This is a genomic window from Pseudomonas sp. 18173, from assembly GCF_050432945.1.
GTDB lineage: Bacteria > Pseudomonadota > Gammaproteobacteria > Pseudomonadales > Pseudomonadaceae > Aquipseudomonas.
The window spans coordinates 113,177-131,477 of record NZ_JBKFTN010000001.1; the positions used below are offsets into that span (position 1 = coordinate 113,177).

The 18,301-nt window shown below is 57.7% G+C and carries 21 protein-coding genes and 1 tRNA gene; 2 read left to right on the top strand and 20 right to left on the bottom strand.

Going from position 1 to position 18,301, the window contains the following annotated elements; translation table 11 throughout:
* Positions 1 to 37: 37 nt before the first annotated feature.
* From ACLD1X_RS00525 to ACLD1X_RS00605, 17 genes are all read right to left on the bottom strand, one after another.
* Positions 38 to 113 (bottom strand) — tRNA-Lys (locus ACLD1X_RS00525).
* Positions 114 to 176: 63 nt separating this feature from the next.
* Positions 177 to 869: a 7-cyano-7-deazaguanine synthase QueC gene (gene queC / locus ACLD1X_RS00530; protein ID WP_057398977.1), complete on the bottom strand. Its 693-nt coding sequence runs from the start codon at positions 867 to 869 to the stop codon at positions 177 to 179.
* Position 870: 1 nt separating this feature from the next.
* Positions 871 to 1,518: a 7-carboxy-7-deazaguanine synthase QueE gene (queE, locus tag ACLD1X_RS00535; protein WP_429365680.1), complete on the bottom strand. Its 648-nt coding sequence runs from the start codon at positions 1,516 to 1,518 to the stop codon at positions 871 to 873.
* A gap of 166 nt (positions 1,519 to 1,684) precedes the next feature.
* Positions 1,685 to 2,524, bottom strand: a complete 840-nt coding sequence (ybgF, locus tag ACLD1X_RS00540; protein WP_429365681.1) for a tol-pal system protein YbgF — start codon at positions 2,522 to 2,524, stop codon at positions 1,685 to 1,687.
* A gap of 6 nt (positions 2,525 to 2,530) precedes the next feature.
* A complete protein-coding gene (pal, locus tag ACLD1X_RS00545; protein ID WP_003178634.1) occupies positions 2,531 to 3,028 on the bottom strand; it encodes a peptidoglycan-associated lipoprotein Pal in 498 nt (165 codons plus the stop codon).
* Positions 3,029 to 3,081: 53 nt separating this feature from the next.
* Positions 3,082 to 4,362, bottom strand: coding sequence for a Tol-Pal system beta propeller repeat protein TolB (gene tolB / locus ACLD1X_RS00550; RefSeq protein WP_177323544.1), 1,281 nt, complete (start codon positions 4,360 to 4,362; stop codon positions 3,082 to 3,084).
* A 17-nt stretch (positions 4,363 to 4,379) separates the two neighbouring features.
* The gene (gene tolA / locus ACLD1X_RS00555) at positions 4,380 to 5,459 is read right to left on the bottom strand and encodes a cell envelope integrity protein TolA (protein WP_008015803.1); all 1,080 of its coding nucleotides are present in this window, start codon (positions 5,457 to 5,459) and stop codon (positions 4,380 to 4,382) included.
* Positions 5,459 to 5,911, bottom strand: coding sequence for a protein TolR (gene tolR, locus ACLD1X_RS00560; protein WP_162130292.1), 453 nt, complete (start codon positions 5,909 to 5,911; stop codon positions 5,459 to 5,461). The genes tolA and tolR overlap by 1 nt, the downstream gene beginning before the upstream one ends.
* 23 nt (positions 5,912 to 5,934) lie before the next feature.
* Positions 5,935 to 6,630: a protein TolQ gene (gene tolQ / locus ACLD1X_RS00565; protein ID WP_007995636.1), complete on the bottom strand. Its 696-nt coding sequence runs from the start codon at positions 6,628 to 6,630 to the stop codon at positions 5,935 to 5,937.
* The gene (gene ybgC / locus ACLD1X_RS00570; protein ID WP_429365682.1) at positions 6,620 to 7,087 is read right to left on the bottom strand and encodes a tol-pal system-associated acyl-CoA thioesterase; all 468 of its coding nucleotides are present in this window, start codon (positions 7,085 to 7,087) and stop codon (positions 6,620 to 6,622) included. The genes tolQ and ybgC overlap by 11 nt, the downstream gene beginning before the upstream one ends.
* Before the next feature lie 128 nt (positions 7,088 to 7,215).
* Complete coding sequence (gene ruvB / locus ACLD1X_RS00575; RefSeq protein WP_429365683.1) at positions 7,216 to 8,277, bottom strand: Holliday junction branch migration DNA helicase RuvB; 1,062 nt, start codon at positions 8,275 to 8,277, stop codon at positions 7,216 to 7,218.
* Complete coding sequence (ruvA, locus tag ACLD1X_RS00580) at positions 8,278 to 8,886, bottom strand: Holliday junction branch migration protein RuvA (protein ID WP_007990731.1); 609 nt, start codon at positions 8,884 to 8,886, stop codon at positions 8,278 to 8,280.
* Between the two features lie 114 nt (positions 8,887 to 9,000).
* Positions 9,001 to 9,525, bottom strand: a complete 525-nt coding sequence (gene ruvC, locus ACLD1X_RS00585) for a crossover junction endodeoxyribonuclease RuvC (RefSeq protein ID WP_429365684.1) — start codon at positions 9,523 to 9,525, stop codon at positions 9,001 to 9,003.
* Positions 9,526 to 9,684: 159 nt separating this feature from the next.
* Positions 9,685 to 10,431: a YebC/PmpR family DNA-binding transcriptional regulator gene (locus ACLD1X_RS00590; RefSeq protein WP_007995641.1), complete on the bottom strand. Its 747-nt coding sequence runs from the start codon at positions 10,429 to 10,431 to the stop codon at positions 9,685 to 9,687.
* 128 nt (positions 10,432 to 10,559) lie between these two features.
* A complete protein-coding gene (gene aspS, locus ACLD1X_RS00595) occupies positions 10,560 to 12,335 on the bottom strand; it encodes an aspartate--tRNA ligase (protein WP_429365685.1) in 1,776 nt (591 codons plus the stop codon).
* A 121-nt stretch (positions 12,336 to 12,456) separates the two neighbouring features.
* Complete coding sequence (locus ACLD1X_RS00600) at positions 12,457 to 12,678, bottom strand: FmdB family zinc ribbon protein (RefSeq protein ID WP_032829812.1); 222 nt, start codon at positions 12,676 to 12,678, stop codon at positions 12,457 to 12,459.
* 136 nt (positions 12,679 to 12,814) lie between these two features.
* Positions 12,815 to 13,150: a ribbon-helix-helix domain-containing protein gene (locus ACLD1X_RS00605; protein WP_429365686.1), complete on the bottom strand. Its 336-nt coding sequence runs from the start codon at positions 13,148 to 13,150 to the stop codon at positions 12,815 to 12,817.
* A 591-nt stretch (positions 13,151 to 13,741) separates the two neighbouring features.
* On the opposite strand from ACLD1X_RS00605, the gene ACLD1X_RS00610 reads away from it, so the two are divergent.
* Positions 13,742 to 14,344 carry a cold shock domain-containing protein membrane protein gene (locus ACLD1X_RS00610; RefSeq protein ID WP_429365687.1) on the top strand — a complete coding sequence of 201 codons (603 nt, stop codon included), beginning with the start codon at positions 13,742 to 13,744 and terminating at the stop codon, positions 14,342 to 14,344.
* Between the two features lie 64 nt (positions 14,345 to 14,408).
* On the opposite strand, the gene ACLD1X_RS00615 is transcribed toward ACLD1X_RS00610, so the two are convergent.
* Positions 14,409 to 14,615, bottom strand: coding sequence for a SlyX family protein (locus ACLD1X_RS00615; RefSeq protein ID WP_429365688.1), 207 nt, complete (start codon positions 14,613 to 14,615; stop codon positions 14,409 to 14,411).
* A 3-nt stretch (positions 14,616 to 14,618) separates the two neighbouring features.
* Positions 14,619 to 15,044, bottom strand: a complete 426-nt coding sequence (locus ACLD1X_RS00620; protein WP_429365689.1) for an HIT family protein — start codon at positions 15,042 to 15,044, stop codon at positions 14,619 to 14,621.
* A 911-nt stretch (positions 15,045 to 15,955) separates the two neighbouring features.
* Between ACLD1X_RS00620 and ACLD1X_RS00625 the strand changes: the two genes are divergently transcribed.
* Positions 15,956 to 17,284: an OprD family porin gene (locus ACLD1X_RS00625; protein WP_429365690.1), complete on the top strand. Its 1,329-nt coding sequence runs from the start codon at positions 15,956 to 15,958 to the stop codon at positions 17,282 to 17,284.
* 141 nt (positions 17,285 to 17,425) lie between these two features.
* On the opposite strand, the gene ACLD1X_RS00630 is transcribed toward ACLD1X_RS00625, so the two are convergent.
* A complete protein-coding gene (locus tag ACLD1X_RS00630) occupies positions 17,426 to 18,268 on the bottom strand; it encodes a mechanosensitive ion channel family protein (RefSeq protein ID WP_429365691.1) in 843 nt (280 codons plus the stop codon).
* Between the last annotated feature and the right edge of the window lie 33 nt (positions 18,269 to 18,301).

Sequence of the window (18,301 nt, forward strand, 5' to 3'; positions counted from 1 at the left end):
TTGCGTGGGCCTTCCAGACTTTTAAAACAGCTAAAAATGGTGGGTCGTGTGGGATTCGAACCTACGACCAATTGGTTAAAAGCCAACTGCTCTACCAACTGAGCTAACGACCCGCTGTGTGGTGGCGCGTATAATACTGATTTTTAAGGACTATTCAACACCTATTTTGAAATAAATCAAAAATAAGGTGTTGGATCGCTGATTCCGGCCGCGGCAAAGCCTTCTGCACGCAGTCGGCAGCTGTCGCATTTGCCGCACGCACGGCCATCATCGTCTGCCTGATAGCAGGAAACGGTCAGCCCATAGTTCACGCCAAGCTTCACGCCTGCCTGGACGATTTGCGCCTTGCTGAGGTTTTGCAACGGTGCCTGAATCCGGAAACCATTGCCTTCCACGCCGGCTTTGGTTGCCAGGTTGGCCATGCGCTCGAACGATTCGATGAACTCGGGACGGCAGTCCGGGTAACCGGAGTAATCCACCGCGTTGACGCCGATGAAGATGTCGCGTGCACCGAGCACTTCAGCCCAGCCCAACGCCAGGGACAGGAACACCGTGTTACGTGCTGGCACGTAAGTCACCGGAATGCCCTCACCCAGTTCTTCCGGAATGTCGATGCTGCTGTCGGTCAGCGCCGAGCCGCCCATGCCGTTCAGGTTCAGGCCGATCACCTTGTGCTCGACCACGCCCAGGTCCCGGGCCACGCGTTCGGCGGCGTGCAATTCGGCGTGGGACCGCTGACCGTAGTCGAAGCTCATGGTGTAGCAGCTGTAGCCTTCGGCGCGCGCCATGGCCACGACGGTCGCCGAGTCCAGGCCGCCGGACAGCAGGATGACCGCACGTTTTTCAGGAGTGTTCAGTTGTTCAGTCATTTCAGCGCCCCGGCTCGTCATTCCATAGATATTTATGCAGCTGCAATTGCAAACGCACTGGCAGGTTGTCCGCCACCACCCAGTCCGCCAGATCCCGAGCGTTGAGATCGTGGTGGCTTGGCGAGAACAGGACTTCACCGGCACGCTGGTCCAGACCGTACTGGATCAGCTTGGAAACGGACCAGTCATAGTCCTCCCGCGAGCAGATGACAAACTTCACCTGATCGTTGGGCGTGAGCAGCTCAATGTTTTCGTAGCGATTGCGGTGCGCTTCCTTCGAACCCGGGGTTTTCAGGTCGACAACGCGACTGACCCTGGTATCCACCGCCGAGATATCAATGGAGCCACTGGTTTCCAGCGACACTTCGTAACCGGCGTCACACAAGCGATTGAGCAAGGGAATGGCGTTGGGTTGTGCCAGGGGCTCGCCGCCCGTGACACAGACGTATCGCGGACGGAAACCGGCGACCTGCTCGAGGATGTCGTCGAGCGTGCGAATGGTTCCGCCTGTGAACGCGTAGGCGCTGTCGCAGTATTGGCAACGCAACGGGCAACCGGTCAGGCGCACAAAAACAGTGGGCAGGCCGGCGGTCCGAGTTTCACCCTGCAACGAGTAGAAAACTTCGGTGATTCTCAATGTGTCTTGCATAGTCGCCACGGGCGTAACAGCTAAACAGGCTGTCCGCCTCCGTCAGGCACTTCAAGGAACCCCGGCAATGCGCAGATCCCAAAAAGCGTGTTTCAGAAAAAGGGGATGAATTCTAACGAAAAAACCCGCGACAAGCGCGGGTTTCTTCAAAACGGGCCAGGCAGCCTTACATTTTCTGCAGATCGCGCTGGGCCAACTGGGCGGCGGACGTCCCCGGATACTGGGACACCACCTGCTGCAGAATGCCCTTGACCCGGTCGGTATGACCCAGGCGGCGCTCCACATCAGCGAGCTTGTACAGCGAATCCGGCACTTTGGCGTGCTTGGGATACAGTTGCGAAACCTTGGCAAACGCTTGACCTGCACCCTGCAGATCGCCCTTGGCCAGGTTCACTTCGCCCAACCAGTATTGGGCGTTGCCCGCGTACTGGCTGTTTGGGTATTTGCGCAGGAACGCCGAGAAAGCCTGGCTGGCCTTGTCGAAGTCCTTGGCCTTGATCAGGTCGAAGGCAGCATCGTAATAGAGCTTTTCCTTCGCCGGATCTGCCGGTTCGCTACCCGCGGCAGGTGCTTGCGCGGCGGCGGCGCCTGCTGCGGCACCTGCGGCTGCACCGGGGGTGTTCACATCACCACCGGCGGAAGAATTTTCAGGAGTCGCGGCTGGTGCAACACCGGTTCCTATGCGCCGATCAAGATCCTGGTATCGCTCCAGGTTTTCCTGCTTCATGCGCGCTACATCGTTTTGCAGAACTTCAATCGCACCTTGCTGGCGCTCGATCTGTTGCTGCATTGATTGCAGTTGGTTGAACAGCTCGCCCTGTGCCGAGACAGGGGTCGAAACCCCTCCCCCGGCATAGGCGCCGTTCGTACCGTAACCTGCAGGCGGATAACTGCTCCCGCTATTGTTATAACCGGAGTTGTCATCGACCACAGGAACCGCAGCCCACACCGCAAGCGGCGCGAGACTGAGAGCCAGAACAGTTACAGCACGACGGCACGTTCGCATGACGAATTACTTACGCAGTTCGACGCGACGGTTTTGAGCCCAGGACTGCTCGTCGTTGCCGGTAGCAACTGGACGCTCTTCGCCGTAGGAAACCAGTTCCAGCTGAGCTGGGGAAACACCTTGCAGTACCAGGTAGCGCTGAACGGCTTTCGCACGACGCTCGCCCAGTGCCATGTTGTACTCACGAGTACCACGTTCGTCGGTGTTGCCTTCCAGAACAACGCGAGCGCCGTTTGCTTTCAGGTCTTTGGCGTGAACGTCCAGAGCGCGCATGGCTTCTGGCTTCAGGTCCGAGCTGTCGTATTCGAAGTAGAAAGTGGTGATAGCGCGCAGAGCAGCTTCTTCGCTCAGGGAGCCGTCAACTGCACCAGTGTTTGCGCCGTAACCAGCGTTTGGATCTACCGCGCCTTCACCGGCATTGTCGCCGCCTTTGGACGAGCAACCTACAGCTACAGCCATGGCCAGTGCCAGCGCAGCAAATTTACCAAACTTCAGCATTTCCATCGTGAAACTCCTAATGAACCCCAATTGTGTTAAGTAAAACGTATAGCGCCGCGTCAGTTCAGGTAAGGGGACCAGGAAGGTTCTCTGACTTCGCCTTGAGCGGTAGGAAGCGGGAGCCTTACGCGTCCATTGATGGACACGAGCATCAAGACTCCCCGGCCCTGCTGGCGGGTGGCGTAGATTACCATGGTGCCGTTGGGCGCGACAGTAGGCGACTCGTCCAGAGTGCTATCAGTGAGGATTTTTACACTACCGCGCTGCAAATCCTGGGCCGCCACCTTGAAGTTGGTGAAGCCATCCTGACGGTGAATCATGACAAGCGTCTTTTCATCAGCCGACAATTTAGGGTTGGCGTTGTAGTTGCCGACGAACGTCACGCGTTCGGCACCGCCGCCACCGGCGCTGGTCTTGTAGATCTGCGGTTTGCCGCCACGGTCGGAAGTGAAGTAGATGGTCGAGCCATCCTTGCCCCAGAACGGTTCGGTGTTGATACCAGGACCATTGGTGACGCGGGAGATCTGACGCGAGCCCAGGTTCATCACATAGATGTCCGGGTTGCCGTCTTTGGAGAGCACGAACGCCAGGCGATTGCCATCCGGCGACCAGGCTGGCGCACCGTTCAGGCCTTCGAAGTTGGTGATCTGCTCACGGCGACCGGTGTCGATGTTCTGCATGAAGATCCGCGGACGCTTCTGCTCGAAGGACACATAGGCGATGCGCTTGCCATCCGGTGCGAAACGCGGCGACAGGATCGGCTCGCGCGATTGCAGCAGGGTCACGGCACGGGCACCGTCGTAGTCCGAACGCTGCAGGGTGTAGCGAGTGTTGTTCTCGGAGAAACGCTCGGCCGTCACGTACAGCAGGCGAGTCGAGAAGGCACCCTTGATACCCGTGAGCTTTTCGAACGACTGGTCGGAGATGTAGTGCGCCATGTCGCGCAACTGATCGACGCCGCCCGACACGCTGCCGGTCAGCACTTGCTGCTCGGTGGCCACGTTGAACAGTGCATATTGCACCTGCAGGCGACCGCCCGCCGGAACGATGCTGCCGACCATGACGTACTGGGCACCCAGTGCCTTGAAGTCACGGAAGATGATCTCGCTGGCCTGGCTCGGCTGGCTGATCATGTTCTGCTTTGGAATCGGCGAGTAGTAACCCGAGTTGCGCAGGTCGTTACCGATGATTTCGGCCATGTCATCCGGCAGCACGCTACCGCCCTGGAAGCCGAACGGCACAACGGCGATCGGGGTCGCCCGATCGCTGCCGCTGGTGACCAGAATGTTTTTCTCATCTGCCATCGCGATCCCTGCCATGCAGCAGATCACGACGAGCATTCCTCGTAGGAGGTTTCTCACGGGGCTAGATCCTCAGGTGTGAATGTCATCTTGAATGAACGATACGGAGCAAAATCGCTCGGCTTCATTCCCTGCATTTCTGTCAATCGTCCAATATTCTTCACTGCCGCTACGGCCGAAGCGTCAAACGGACCGTCGCCACTGGACTTGAGCACCTTGACCGAAGTCACCGTACCGTCCGGCAACATGCCGATTTGCAGCTGAACCGTCATGCCTTTGCGGGCCGAAGGTGGACGAGCCCAGCCTTCCGCTGCACGTATTCGAATCAGGTCATCGAAACTGCCGGCGACTTCGTCACCCTGCTCATCGGCCAAGGCCTGCTGACGCTGCGGCGTGTCGGAAAGCAAATCTGCCAGGGCCTGAGCCTTCTTGTCTTCGGCGGATTTACGCGCCGCGTCCTGCGATTTCTTCTTCGCAGCATCGGCAGCAGCTTTCTTCTTCGCTTCCTCGGCGACTTTCTTCTTCGCCTCTTCAGCTTCAGCTTTCTTCTTGGCGTCTTCCGCGGCTTTCTTCTTCGCGTCTTCGACGATCTTCTTCTTGGCTTCTTCAGCGGCCGCTTTCTTGGCCTCTTCTTCAGCAGCCTTCTTGGCTTCTTCTTCAGCTTTCTTCTTGGCTATATCAGCCAATTGTTTCTCTTCTGCCTTCTTGGCTTCCGCGGCTTTCTTCGCGTCGTCGGCTTTCTTGGCTTCATCAGCCTTTTTCGCCTCGTCCGCTTTCTTGGCTTCGTCAGCCTTCTTGGCTTCTTCGGCCTTTTGAGCCGCCTCTTCTTTCTTTTGTTCCGCCGCCTTCACCGCTTCCTGCTCGACCTTTTTCTGTTCCAACTGTTCGACTTCGGTCTGACGCGCAGCAGATTTCTGCGCTTCACCGGCAATCTTCTGATTGGTCTGGGTGGTCGCCCGGCTTTTCGATTTCAGCTGGTACAAGGTCGCCTGGACAATCGGCTTGGCCGGCGGCAGTTCCGGAGTAAAGGCAAAACTGACGAACAGCATGCCGAACACCAGCACGTGCAAGCCAATCGCCCAGACACTAGGCCAGAAGTAGCTTTCCGAGGCGGACGGCTCTCGCTGTTGCTGCATCAGGGCGCCTCGGTAATCAAGCCAACATTACCGACCCCGGCTTTCTGCAACCCGCCCATGGCCCCCATGACGGAACCGTAGTCGACGGATTTGTCACCGCGAATGAAGACCTGGGTGTGTTTGCCGTTTTCATTGCCGACGCGAATGATCTTGGTCACGGCGTCGGTCATCTGCGGCAACGTCATGGCCCGGTCTTGCTGCTTGTCCGTGTCGACTTCGCTGCCAAGGTTCCAGTAGTAGGTCTTGTCGGATTTGATGGAAATGGTCAGGACCTGGGTGTTGTTGTCCTGCGGCAAGGCTTCGCTGGAAACCTTGGGCAGATCAACTTTCACGCCCTGATTGAGCATCGGCGCGGTCACCATGAAGATGACCAGCAGCACCAACATCACGTCGATGTAGGGCACCACGTTCATCTCGGCGACCGGCTTGCGCTTTTTGCGAGCTCGAGCGATTAAAGCCATTGGTAATTACCTGCTTATTCTTCGCTGGTGTGCACTTTGCGGTGCAGGATCGCCTGGAACTCGTCGGCGAAGGTGTAGTAGCGGCCCAGCAGGGTTTCGCTGCGAGCAGCAAAACGGTTGTAGGCGATAACGGCTGGAATCGCGGCGAACAGGCCGATGGCCGTGGCGATCAGTGCTTCGGCGATACCCGGGGCCACAGTGGCCAGGGTCGCTTGCTGGGCGGTAGCCAGTCCACGGAAGGAGTTCATGATCCCCCACACGGTACCGAACAGACCGATATACGGGCTGACGGAACCGACGGTGGCCAGGAAAGGCAGGCTCTGCTCGAGCTTTTCTTCTTCGCGGGAAATGGCCACGCGCATGGCACGGGCCACGCCTTCCATCACAGCTTCCGGATCAACGCCTGGTTGCTGGCGCAGACGGGAGAACTCCTTGAAACCGGCACGGAAGATTTGCTCGACACCCGAATCAGGGTCCGGGTTGCTGCCGGCCTGACGGTACAGCTTGGACAGGTCGATACCCGACCAGAAGCGCTCTTCAAAGCTCTCCAGGGCACGTCGACCGGCGCGCAGCAGGTTGCTGCGCTGAAAGATCATGATCCACGAGGTCACCGATGCGGCTACCAGGGTCAGCATTACCAGTTGCACCACGATACTGGCATTGCTGACCAGGCTCCACATGGAGGAATGGTCGACGACGTTAGCTTCCACGCTTTATCTCCTGCTTTGAGTGTGTACCCGCGCCGCTCACGTCGGCAAAGGCCGCTCGTAGAGCTTCGGGAATGGCCCGGGGTTTCAAACTGTCGGTGCGCACACAGGCCACCAAAAACTGCCCTTCGCAGAGCAGCGCATTATCCGTTACCCGCCTGACCTGCTGTTTGAAGCGCAGGCTGGCACGGTTCAATTCGATTACTTCAGCGCTTACCAAAAGCTCGTCGTCCAGTCGCGCCGGCGCGTGGTAGCGCGCTTCGCTGGAATGCACGACGAACAACAGGTCCTCCCCTGCCAGCTGCGATTGGGCAAAACCCAGATCTCGTAGCCGCTCGGTTCGAGCCCGTTCCATAAACTTGAGGTAATTGACGTAATACACGATGCCGCCCGCATCGGTGTCCTCGTAATAAACGCGACAGCGATGTGCGAAAGGCTCAAGCCCGTTTTGCGCGCGCATACTCTAGTGCTTACTCCTCAGGTTGCCAATCCGGCCAGGCAACTGTTTTTTCATTGATCTGCGGCTTTCTCGTGAAAGTACGGTCCTGGGACACTACATTGCCCGAAAAAATCAGCACGCAAGGTTAATTAATCGTCACTGGCATCGACGAACTCGTCTGCCACGGGCATTTCGCCCAATCGTGACGGAATGTTTAAACCGAAATGCAGGTAGGCATGCCGCGTCACCACTCGCCCCCGTGGCGTGCGCATGATGTAGCCCTGCTGGATCAGGTAAGGCTCCAGCACATCTTCAATGGTGTGACGCTCTTCGCTGATGGCGGCGGCCAGACTGTCGACCCCGACCGGCCCACCGTCGAACTTCTCGATCATGGTCAGCAACAGACGCCGGTCCTGGTGATCGAAGCCGCGCTCGTCGACGTCCAGCAGGTTCAGTGCGAGGTCGGCGATCGGCTTGGTGATATGCCCCTTGGCGCGAACCTCGGCGAAATCGCGCACCCGGCGCAGCAACCGGTTGGCAATCCGTGGCGTGCCACGGGCACGGCGGGCGATTTCGAAGGCGCCCTCCGGATCCAGCGGCAAACCAAGGATGCTTGCCGAACGGCTGACAATGGTCGACAGATCGGCGTTGTTGTAGAACTCCAGGCGCTGGACGATCCCGAAACGGTCACGCAACGGGTTGGTGAGCATCCCCGCCCGCGTCGTGGCGCCGACCAGGGTGAACGGCGGCAGATCCAGCTTGATCGAACGCGCCGCCGGACCTTCACCAATCATGATGTCGAGCTGGAAATCCTCCATGGCCGGGTACAACACTTCCTCGACGATGGGCGACAGGCGATGGATTTCGTCGATGAACAGCACATCGTGAGGTTCAAGGTTGGTCAACAGCGCCGCCAGGTCGCCGGGGCGCTCCAGCACCGGCCCCGAGGTGCTCTTGATCGACACCCCCATTTCCTGGGCGATGATGTTGGCGAGGGTGGTCTTGCCAAGGCCGGGCGGCCCGAAGATCAACGTGTGATCCAGCGACTCGTTACGACCGCGAGCGGCTTGTATGAACAACTCCATCTGCTCGCGAACGGTCGGCTGGCCGATGTATTCGGCGAGGCTGACCGGGCGAATCGCCCGGTCCTGGACTTCTTCGCGCTCACGCGGGCTGTGCGTGGCAGCGATCAGACGATCAGCTTCAATCACTTAGATCATTCCCTTCAAGGCGCGGCGGATCATGTCTTCACTGCTCAAACCTTTATCCTTGATCGCAGACACTGCCTTGCTGGCTTCCTGGGGTTTGTAGCCCAGGGAAATCAAGGCGCTGACGGCGTCATTTTCAGCCGTGTTCACCGGAGCAGGTCCATCCGGCTGGTTCGGCACCAGGGCGAACATGGCCGGTACGGTTTCCCAGGCCTTGAAGCGATCCTTGAGCTCCACCAGCAAGCGTTCGGCGGTTTTCTTGCCGACCCCCGGGACCTTGGTCAACGCCGAAGTGTCCTGGGATTGTACGCAACGAACCAGTTCGTCGACTTCCAGGCTCGACATCAGGGCCAGCGCCAGTTTCGGCCCGACGCCATTGAGGCGGATCAACTCGCGAAAGAAATCTCGCTCACGCTTGCCGACAAAACCATAGAGCAGTTGGGCGTCTTCGCGCACAACCAAATGGGTGTGCAAGGTCAGCGGCTCACCGACCGACGGCAAGCGGTAAAGGGTCGTCATGGGCACTTCGAGTTCATAGCCCAGGCCATTTACATCCAGAATCAGATGCGGAGGCTGCTTCTCAGCCAGGGTGCCGCGCAAACGTCCAATCACGTTACAAATCCTTGAGCGTTGGCCAGCTCTGGGCCAGCGACTGATAGAGCGAAGGTATACCGCCGACAACCCAGGCGAAACGCCCCCGCTCCATAAAAATGATTGCTGATGCTATCAGAGACGCAGGCGCCCGCCACGACTGCGTGCTGCTCCCAGACCATGGGGCAACAGACTGGAACGGGTATGAGCATGGCAGATGGCAATGGCCAGGGCGTCCGAGGCATCGATCTGCGGCTTGCTGGTCAGCTTGAGCATGTGCATGACCATCATCTGCACCTGCTCCTTGTTGGCCGCACCGGTGCCGACCACCGCCTGCTTGACCTGGGTTGCGGTGTATTCGGCAATTTCCAGGCTTTCCTCGGCTCCTGCCACGATTGCGGCGCCACGGGCCTGCCCCAGCTTCAGGGCGGAATCGGCGTTACGGGCCATGAACACCTTTTCGATCCCCATGGTCACCGGATGGTAAGTCTGAATGATCTCCCGCACCCCGCGATAGACAATCTGCAGTCGCTCGTACAGTTCGCCGGCACCGGTGCGGATACAACCGGAGGCGACGTACTCACAGCCACGGCCGGTATCACGAACCACACCGTAACCGGTGATGCGCGAACCGGGGTCGATACCAAGAATTAAAGTCATAACGCCTGCGGATAAATTGAAATAACGCGTCGGCCATGACACCGCTCACTGTAGGAGCGAGCTCGCTCGCGATGGACCTTAACGATAACGCAACGCTTGAAATCAGCGTCGCTCTCGGGTTTTTCGCGAGCAGGGCTCGCTCCTACAGGAGGAAGCGGATCAACCGAGCTGTGCGGCAACCGACTCCGGAATTTCCGCGTTGGAATAAACGTTTTGCACGTCATCCAGGTCTTCGAGCATGTCGATCAGCTTGAGGACTTTCTCGGCACCTTCCAGATCGAGCTCGGCACTGGTGGTCGGCAACATGACGATTTCTGCGTCATCACCCTTGAAACCCGCCGCTTCCAGTGCGTTACGCACGGAATAGAAGCCGGCGAACGAGGTGAAAACGTCGATCGAACCGTCTTCATTGGTCACCACGTCATCGGCGTCGGCTTCCATGGCGGCTTCCATCAGCGCGTCTTCGTCAACGCCGGCAGCGAAGGAGATCTGCCCCTTGCGCTCGAACAGATAGGCCACCGAACCGTCAGTCCCGAGGTTGCCACCACACTTGCTGAACGCGTGACGAACAGCGGCGGCTGTGCGATTGCGGTTGTCGGTCATGCATTCGACCATCACTGCCACGCCACCCGGACCGTAACCCTCGTAGGTCAGCTCGACCACGTCGTCGGTGTCGGCAGCGCCGGTACCGCGGGCGACAGCACGGTCGATGATGTCACGACTCATGTTGGCACCCAGGGCCTTGTCCAGGGCCAGACGCAGGCGCGGGTTGGAGCCCGGATCGCCACCGCCCTGACGGGCTGCAACGGTCAGCTCACGAATCCACTTGGTGAAGATCTTGCCCCTCTTGGCATCCTGACGTTCTTTGCGGTGCTTGATGTTCGCCCACTTGGAATGACCTGCCATAACTCGCTCCGAATTCTCTTTGAAACATTGCCCGCCGCGCTGCATTGCGCCGGCCGACAAACAAAAGTCTTGAACAGCTCTATCTATAAAGAAAGGGCGCATCCCGAGATGCGCCCTTCAGGTCAAGCTTACTCAGCCTTAGGCGTTTCGCGCAGACGAATGTGCAGTTCGCGCAATGCCTTGGCATCCACCTGGCCCGGCGCCTGGGTCATGACATCTGCCGCGCTCTGGGTTTTCGGGAAGGCGATCACTTCACGAATCGACTGGGCGCCGGTCATCAGCATCACCAGACGGTCCAGACCGAAGGCCAGGCCACCGTGCGGCGGTGCGCCGTATTTCAGGGCATCGAGCAGGAAGCCGAATTTCTCTTCCTGTTCCGCTTCGTTGATGCCCAGCAGACGGAATACCGACTGCTGCATTTCCTTGCGGTGGATACGGATCGAACCGCCACCCAGTTCGGTGCCGTTCAACACCATGTCGTAGGCACGGGACAGAGCGCCAGCCGGGTTGGCTTCCAGCTCTTGCGGGGTGCACTTCGGTGCAGTGAACGGGTGGTGCAAGGCGGTGAAGCTGCCATCGTCGTTCTCTTCGAACATCGGGAAGTCGACGACCCACATTGGCGCCCACTTGCAGGTCAGCAGGTCCAGGTCGTGGCCGAGCTTGATCCGCAGTGCACCCAGCGCTTCGCTGACGATCTTCGCCTTGTCGGCGCCGAAGAACACGATATCGCCATCGACCGCGCCAACGCGATCGAGGATCACGTTGAGCTTGTCTTCAGGAATGTTCTTCACGATCGGCGACTGCAGGCCTTCGACACCTTTGGCGCGCTCGTTGACCTTGATGTACGCCAGGCCCTTGGCACCGTAGATGCCGACAAACTTGGTGTAATCGTCGATCTGCTTGCGCGGCATGCTTGCCCCGCCTGGAACGCGCAAGGCGGCGATGCGGCATTTCGGGTCGTTGGCCGGGCCGCTGAACACCTTGAAGTCGACTTCCTTGAGCTGGTCGGCAACGTCCACCAGTTCCAGCGGGTTGCGCAGGTCTGGCTTGTCGGAACCGTAGCGGCGCATGGCTTCTTCGAAGGTCATGTGCGGGAACTCGCCGAACTCCAGACCCAGCACTTCCTTGAACAGGTTGCGGATCATTTGTTCGGTCAGGCCCATGATCTCTTTTTCATCGAGGAAGCTGGTCTCGATGTCGATCTGGGTGAATTCCGGCTGACGGTCGGCACGCAGGTCTTCGTCACGGAAGCACTTGGCAATCTGGTAGTAACGGTCAAAGCCGGCCACCATCAGCAGTTGCTTGAACAGCTGTGGCGATTGCGGCAGGGCGAAGAACGAACCGGCATGAGTACGGCTCGGCACCAGGTAGTCGCGCGCGCCTTCAGGGGTCGCGCGGGTCAGGATCGGCGTTTCCACGTCGAGGAAGCCGTTCTCGTCCAGGAAGCGGCGGATGCTGGTGGTCATGCGCGAACGCAGACGCAGCTTCTCGGCCATTTCCGGGCGACGCAGGTCGAGGAAACGATAGCGCAGGCGGGTTTCTTCGCCGACGTCGGAGAATTCGTTCAACGGGAACGGCGGGGTTTCCGATTCGTTCAGTACTTCCAGCTCATAGCCGAGCACTTCGATCATGCCCGACGCCATGTTGGCGTTGGTCGCACCGGCCGGACGCAGGCGAACCTTGCCGGTGATCTTCACGACGTACTCGCTGCGCACGCGATCGGCTGCGGCGAAGGTTTCAGCGCGGTCCGGATCGAACACGACCTGGGCCAGACCATCACGATCACGGATATCGAGGAAAATCACCCCACCGTGGTCACGGCGACGGTGGACCCATCCACAAAGGGTAATTTCCTGGCCGTCCAGGCTTTCGTTCAGTTGGCCGCAATAATGGCTGCGCATCATGGTCGTGGTTTCACTTCTCGTAATTCGAAATTCGGTTGGAGATCCTACAGCAGCCCCGCCTTTAAAAAGTCGCCGGGTGATGCAAGAGCTCGCGCGTGTCGTTCAACTCAGGTTCCAGACCTTAGTCAGCTTTGTCGCCGCCGGCCAGGTTCTTCTTGGAACCGGTCTTGAAATCGGTTTCGTACCAACCCGTGCCGCTGAGGCGGAAGCCCGGCATGGACAGCAACTTTTTAAGCTCTGGCGCCTGACAGGCAGGGCAGTCGACCAGCGGTGCATCGCTGATCTTTTGAATGGCTTCCAACTGATGACCACAGGAAGCACATTGATAATCGTACATCGGCATGGAGGTTGTCTCGGCGATCAGATTGCTACCGCAAACGCAGGGTTTTGCGGCAAAGAGCGGGATTATATCCATTAAATGCGGCCTGTGCAGCCGTAAGACTGCACGGGCCGACACTCTGCTGCTTTCGCCGCCCAGGTCAGGCCGTGACGTTGCAGTTTCCCTCCTTGAGACTGTGCACGACACAGACAACCCGCACCAATCCACTGAAGTTCTTCACTCCACCGTGACGCAAGTGAACTTCGCGATCCACATGAGACAACAGGTTACTGACCGAGCAACCGTTGACCCGGGCCATCCCCCCCAAGATATCCCAATACACCTGCTCAAGCCGCAAACAGGTGGCGAAGCCATTCAATCGTACGGAGCGAGACAAAGGCTGGACCAACCCCATATCGAACTCGCGAACGAAAGGATCGACCCTTACTTCCCTGTGCGAACCGTATCGCCCCTCTTCTTGCCTTTCACAAACCATAACGCTGACACTCCTTTGCCATCCTGGCTTCATTAAGAGCAACTGTCTGTCGACTTATAAAAACGCAGGCGCAAAGGTATATCCAGACGACTTCATGACCGTCGACGTAGGATTAGCCAACAACTTTTGGCGGACCTTGGAGAACGTCCTACTCCGGACAATTTCCCACACAACAAAGTGAGTCCACCCTTCAGAAGCACAGCATTGAATGGTGTAGGAAAGTAGAGTACCAAGCATCCAGGCCATTTTTTCATGCGCCAGCATGCACTGGATCAGCACCTCGACCACAAGTTCGCCACTGACTTTGTCGAGTAATAGGTGCCGAACCACCCTGGCAGACCTGCCGCCTTACCGCAGCCCTGAAACTTAGGGCAACCTGCGGCAACTCACCGCAAAACAGCCGCCCGACGCCACGATTTGAGTAGCCTGCGGCTTTACTGTTAAATAGACAGCGTGTCGCCAATGCCTATTTTTCCGGGCATGGCGCATAGGCTGATACCGGGTACGTGTCCAACGCCTCTTTATTGTTTTGAAGCGAACCGTGCGCCATCAGCTCTTCCTTGTGAGCTGTCTTAACGTGAGTTAATCAAAATGTTGAAAATCGTCCATCTACTGATAGGCGCAGCTGCCTTGCTGCTGTCCTTCATCCCTAGCCTGAAATCCGAAGCCTTGCCTTACCTGCAACAACCTGACGCGCTGTACCTGGCCTTTTTCGGTCTGCTCAACCTCACACTTGCACCTGTCATCCCTTACTGGAACAAAGGTCCGCGCCACCAGTTGCAGAACCTGGTCAGCGCCCTGCTGGTTCTGGCGGTAGTCCTGCAAACCCTGACGCTGATCGCGCCGATGCCTGTCATCGCCGGTCAACCCGCCGTTCTGTTCAGCCTGGTCGCAGCCCTGATCGCCGTTGCCCTGCATCTGGGCATCAGCCTCTACAAATCGTCACCGGCTGCCGCCTCGCCAAGCTACGACATGAGCAACCGCGATACCGGCACCGTGAAGTGGTTCAACACATCCAAAGGCTTCGGCTTCATCTCCCGCGACTCCGGCGACGATATCTTCGTCCACTTCCGGGCCATTCGCGGTGAAGGTCACCGCGTCCTGGTAGAAGGCCAGCGCGTGGAGTTCTCTGTCATGAATCGTGACAAAGGCCTGCAAGCCGAAGACGTGATCGCCGCACTGCCACGTCGTTGATTCAAGGCTAAAAAAAACCGCGCACAGCCGAGCTGTCCGCGGTTTTTTCATACCTGCGCACCACCTAATAGTGCGGTGGCGGCGCCTCCTCTTCGAACGACTCGAACTGGCCGACCATTTCCTCCTGCCGCTTGATTAGCGCGGCCATTTGCAGGTGCAGACGTTCGACCACGCGCTGCTGCGCGACCAGCACATCATTCAATGCCTGGATGGTGTCATCCTGAAAGGCCAGGCGACTTTCCAGATCGGTAACGCGCTCTTCCAGGCTCATGGCTCAGCCCTCCAGAAACGTAAAATCATCGGTCAATATCAGACGCAAACGCTCGCGAATGGCGGCGATCTGCTCCGAACCATAGGGTTTTGCCGGTTGCTTTCCCCAAACCGGCGCTGGCCAGGCGGCATCATCGCGCCTGCGCACAATCACATGCATGTGCAACTGACTGACGACATTGCCCAGCGCCGCGACATTCAACTTGTCCGCATCGAACGAGTCCTTGAGCACTTGCGAAAGCGTCGTCGTCTCCTGCCAAAGCTGCTGCTGGTCGGCGACATCCAACTGAAATATCTCACTGATAGCCTCACGACGAGGTACCAGGATGAACCAGGGATAGTTCGAATCGTTGGACAACAGCAACCGGCAGAGCGGAAAGTCGCCGATCGGTAACGTGTCTTGTTGAAGTCGTGGATCTAAAGCGAACACTGCGCGCACTCCCGCCGGGCCATCATTTTTCAGCTTAGCGCCCATCCAGAGGAGCAGCGCGCCAAGCGACCGGACGGCAGCCTACCTGCGAACGGCGCACGCATCACGGCGAACCTTGCACAGAGACCCCGAGCTCAAGCGAAAAGCGGACAACCCGCCCCCGAATAAGACACTTTTCGCAACTGCGCACCATTACAGAACCAATCAGCCGGCAAAAACGCCGAAATGACTGATTCACAACGAAGTGTTCGCGCCAGACAGGCAATCAACAGGGATGATTTCAGTATCAGGTTAAAATTTTTTTGCACCAAATCTGCACAGCGGGTCTACGCTGAACGCTTCGACATCCGCCATCTACTCACTGGTGGGGTGAACCGGTAACATTTTTGGATGTCAGGTAGTCGGCCAGATGGGTGCAACATGATGCCAGGCAAGGCGTCAAGCCCAAACTAAACGCGCTGAACCCCCCGGTTTCATGAGGTTTTTATAGCGTCAGATGGACAATTTTAAAAAAAATGCAACAAAACGTGAATTTGTGCACGCTTGTTGCATTCATACCCAACCAAAGCTGATGTGGCACCCGCTGGAAGCGGAGGTCCTCAGGTAAAAAAAGACAGTGGCAAGGTAGCCCGATGGAGATTCAAACGTTTCACCAGGACTCTTTTTGCCGGCACCAGGGCTCAGAAAACAGCATTAAAGTTGTCAGCCCGGTTGCGTCGGAGCTGGAAATTTGCGACATCTACCACGCTGTTTGCGACACGGTCGTAAAGAAGGCGAAAGGTTAGATACGCAAGTATCGCCAACATTGTCGGCGTGATATAAGTTTGCGCCGACACAAAAAGAAAGAGCCGCCCAGATAATAAAACAGGTGGGACGGCAGTACTCTTCTAAAACCAAAGGAGCAAATCACGATGCGCGTGATGAAGTGGAGCATGATCGCACTGGCAGTTGCAGCAGCAGCCAGTACTCAGTTGGCAGTAGCCGCACCTTTCGTAAGCGACCAGGCCGAAGCCAAAGGTTTCGTTGAAGACAGCAAACTCGACTTGCTGGTTCGCAACTACTACTACAACCGTAACAAGAAAAACGGCGCAACCGACGACAAAGACTGGACCCAGGGCATCCAGGGCATGTACAGCTCGGGCTACACCCAAGGCCTGATCGGCGTTGGCGTTGAAGCTTGGGGTCAACTGGCCATTAAACTGGACGGTTCCGACAAGTACGCAGGTTCCGGCAACATGTCCGTGGACTCTGATGGCGAAGTCAACAACAGCCAGGGCAAAGCCGGCGCTGCCGCCAAGTTCCGCATCTCCAAGACCGAGCTGAAAATCGGCGACATGCAGCCAAGCACTTCTCCAGTGTTCGCTGTAGGTGGTTCCCGTATCCTTCACCAAACTGCCAGCGGTATCCAACTGCAGAGCAGCGAAGTCAAAGACCTCGACCTCGAAGCCGGCCACTTCTACTCGGCAACCAGCCAGGACCGCAACGCTCGTGACGGCGAGCTGTTCGCTACTTACGCTGGCGTGACTGCCAACTCCATCGACTACTTCGGTGGCAAGTACGGCATTACCCCGGACCTGAGCGTATCGCTGTACGGTGCCAAGCTCGAAGACGTCTGGAACCAGTACTACGCCAACGCGAACTACACCCTCGCACTGGGCGGCGACAACTCGATTAACTTCGACGGTAACATCTACAACACTCGCGACACCGGTAACGCTAAAGCAGGCGACATCAACAACACCGCCTACTCCCTGGCCGCTGCCTACTCGTTCCTGAAAGCACACACCCTGACCCTGGCTTTCCAGAAGGTCAACGGCGACACCCCGTTCGACTACATCGGTGTGGGTGACAACAACCGTGGTGGCGACTCGATCTTCCTCGCCAACTCCATTCAGTACTCTGACTTCAACGCCCCTGGCGAGAAGTCGGTACAAGCCCGTTACGACCTGAAAATGGCCGAGTACGGCGTACCTGGCCTGAGCTTCATGGTCCGTTACGTGAATGGCTGGAACATCGACGGTACCAACACTCCATCGAACAGCACCTACACCGGTCTGTACGGTGCAGACGGCAAGCACCACGAAACCAACGTGGAAGCCAAGTACGTCATTCAATCCGGCCCAGCCAAGGATCTGTCGTTCCGCATCCGTCAAGCATGGCACACCGCCAATGCTGACGAAGGCGAAGGCGATATCTCTGAGTTCCGCCTGATCACCGACTACCCACTCAACATTCTGTAATCACAGAAAGTTAGTTTGCGGTAATCAAAAAAAGGCCCATCTTCGGATGGGCCTTTTTCGTTGTCTGCCGTACAGCACTTGCTGACGAATCTCTTGCAGTACGCACCTGACTTCAAAGTCAGGCACTAAAGGCAAGCCCCATCACTGCACCGCGGACTCCTGAACCACGCGAATAACCCGCTGTGGGAACGGAACATCAACACCGGCTGCTTTCAAACGATCACGGGATAGTTCGTTGAACATGAACATCACATCCCAGTAATCCGCCGTCTTTACCCAGACCCGAAGCGAAAGAGTGATCGAACTGTCACCCAAAGTAGAAACCACCGCTTGAGGTGCCGGATCTGCCAATACGCGTGGATCCCTGGCCAGCTCCAACAACACTTCACGGGCCTTCTGCAAGTCCGCTTCGTAATCCACACCCACGTCGAACACTACTTTGCGGGTGGGCTGACGGTTGGTGTTGGTGATGATGCCGTTCGACAGGTTACCGTTGGGCACGATGATGGTCTTGTTGTCACCGGTGCGCAGTACGGTGTGGAAAATCTGGATGCTGTCGACAGTACCGGCGACACCCTGAGCCTCAATCCAGTCACCAATACGAAACGGACGGAACAGCAAAATCAGCACGCCGCCCGCGAAGTTCGCCAGACTGCCTTGCAAGGCCAGGCCAATGGCCAGGCCCGCCGCACCAATCGCCGCGACAAACGAAGTGGTTTCCACACCGATCATCGAGGCCACGCTGACGATCAGCAGGATCTTGAGGATGATGTTCGCCAGGCTGCTGATGAAGCCTTGCAGCGCCAGGTCGGCATTACGCAATGCAATCAGGCCGCCAAGCTTTTTCGTGACTTTGTTGATCAGCCACCAGCCGATGGCCAGGGTGATGACCGCCAGCAGTACACGACTGCCGTATTCCATGATCATCGGGATCCAGGTCTGGGAGACCTTGACCAGGTTGTCTACCTCAGCATTTAAGTCCATCTGCTTGCTCCTTTCCGGCTATCCGGCATGCGT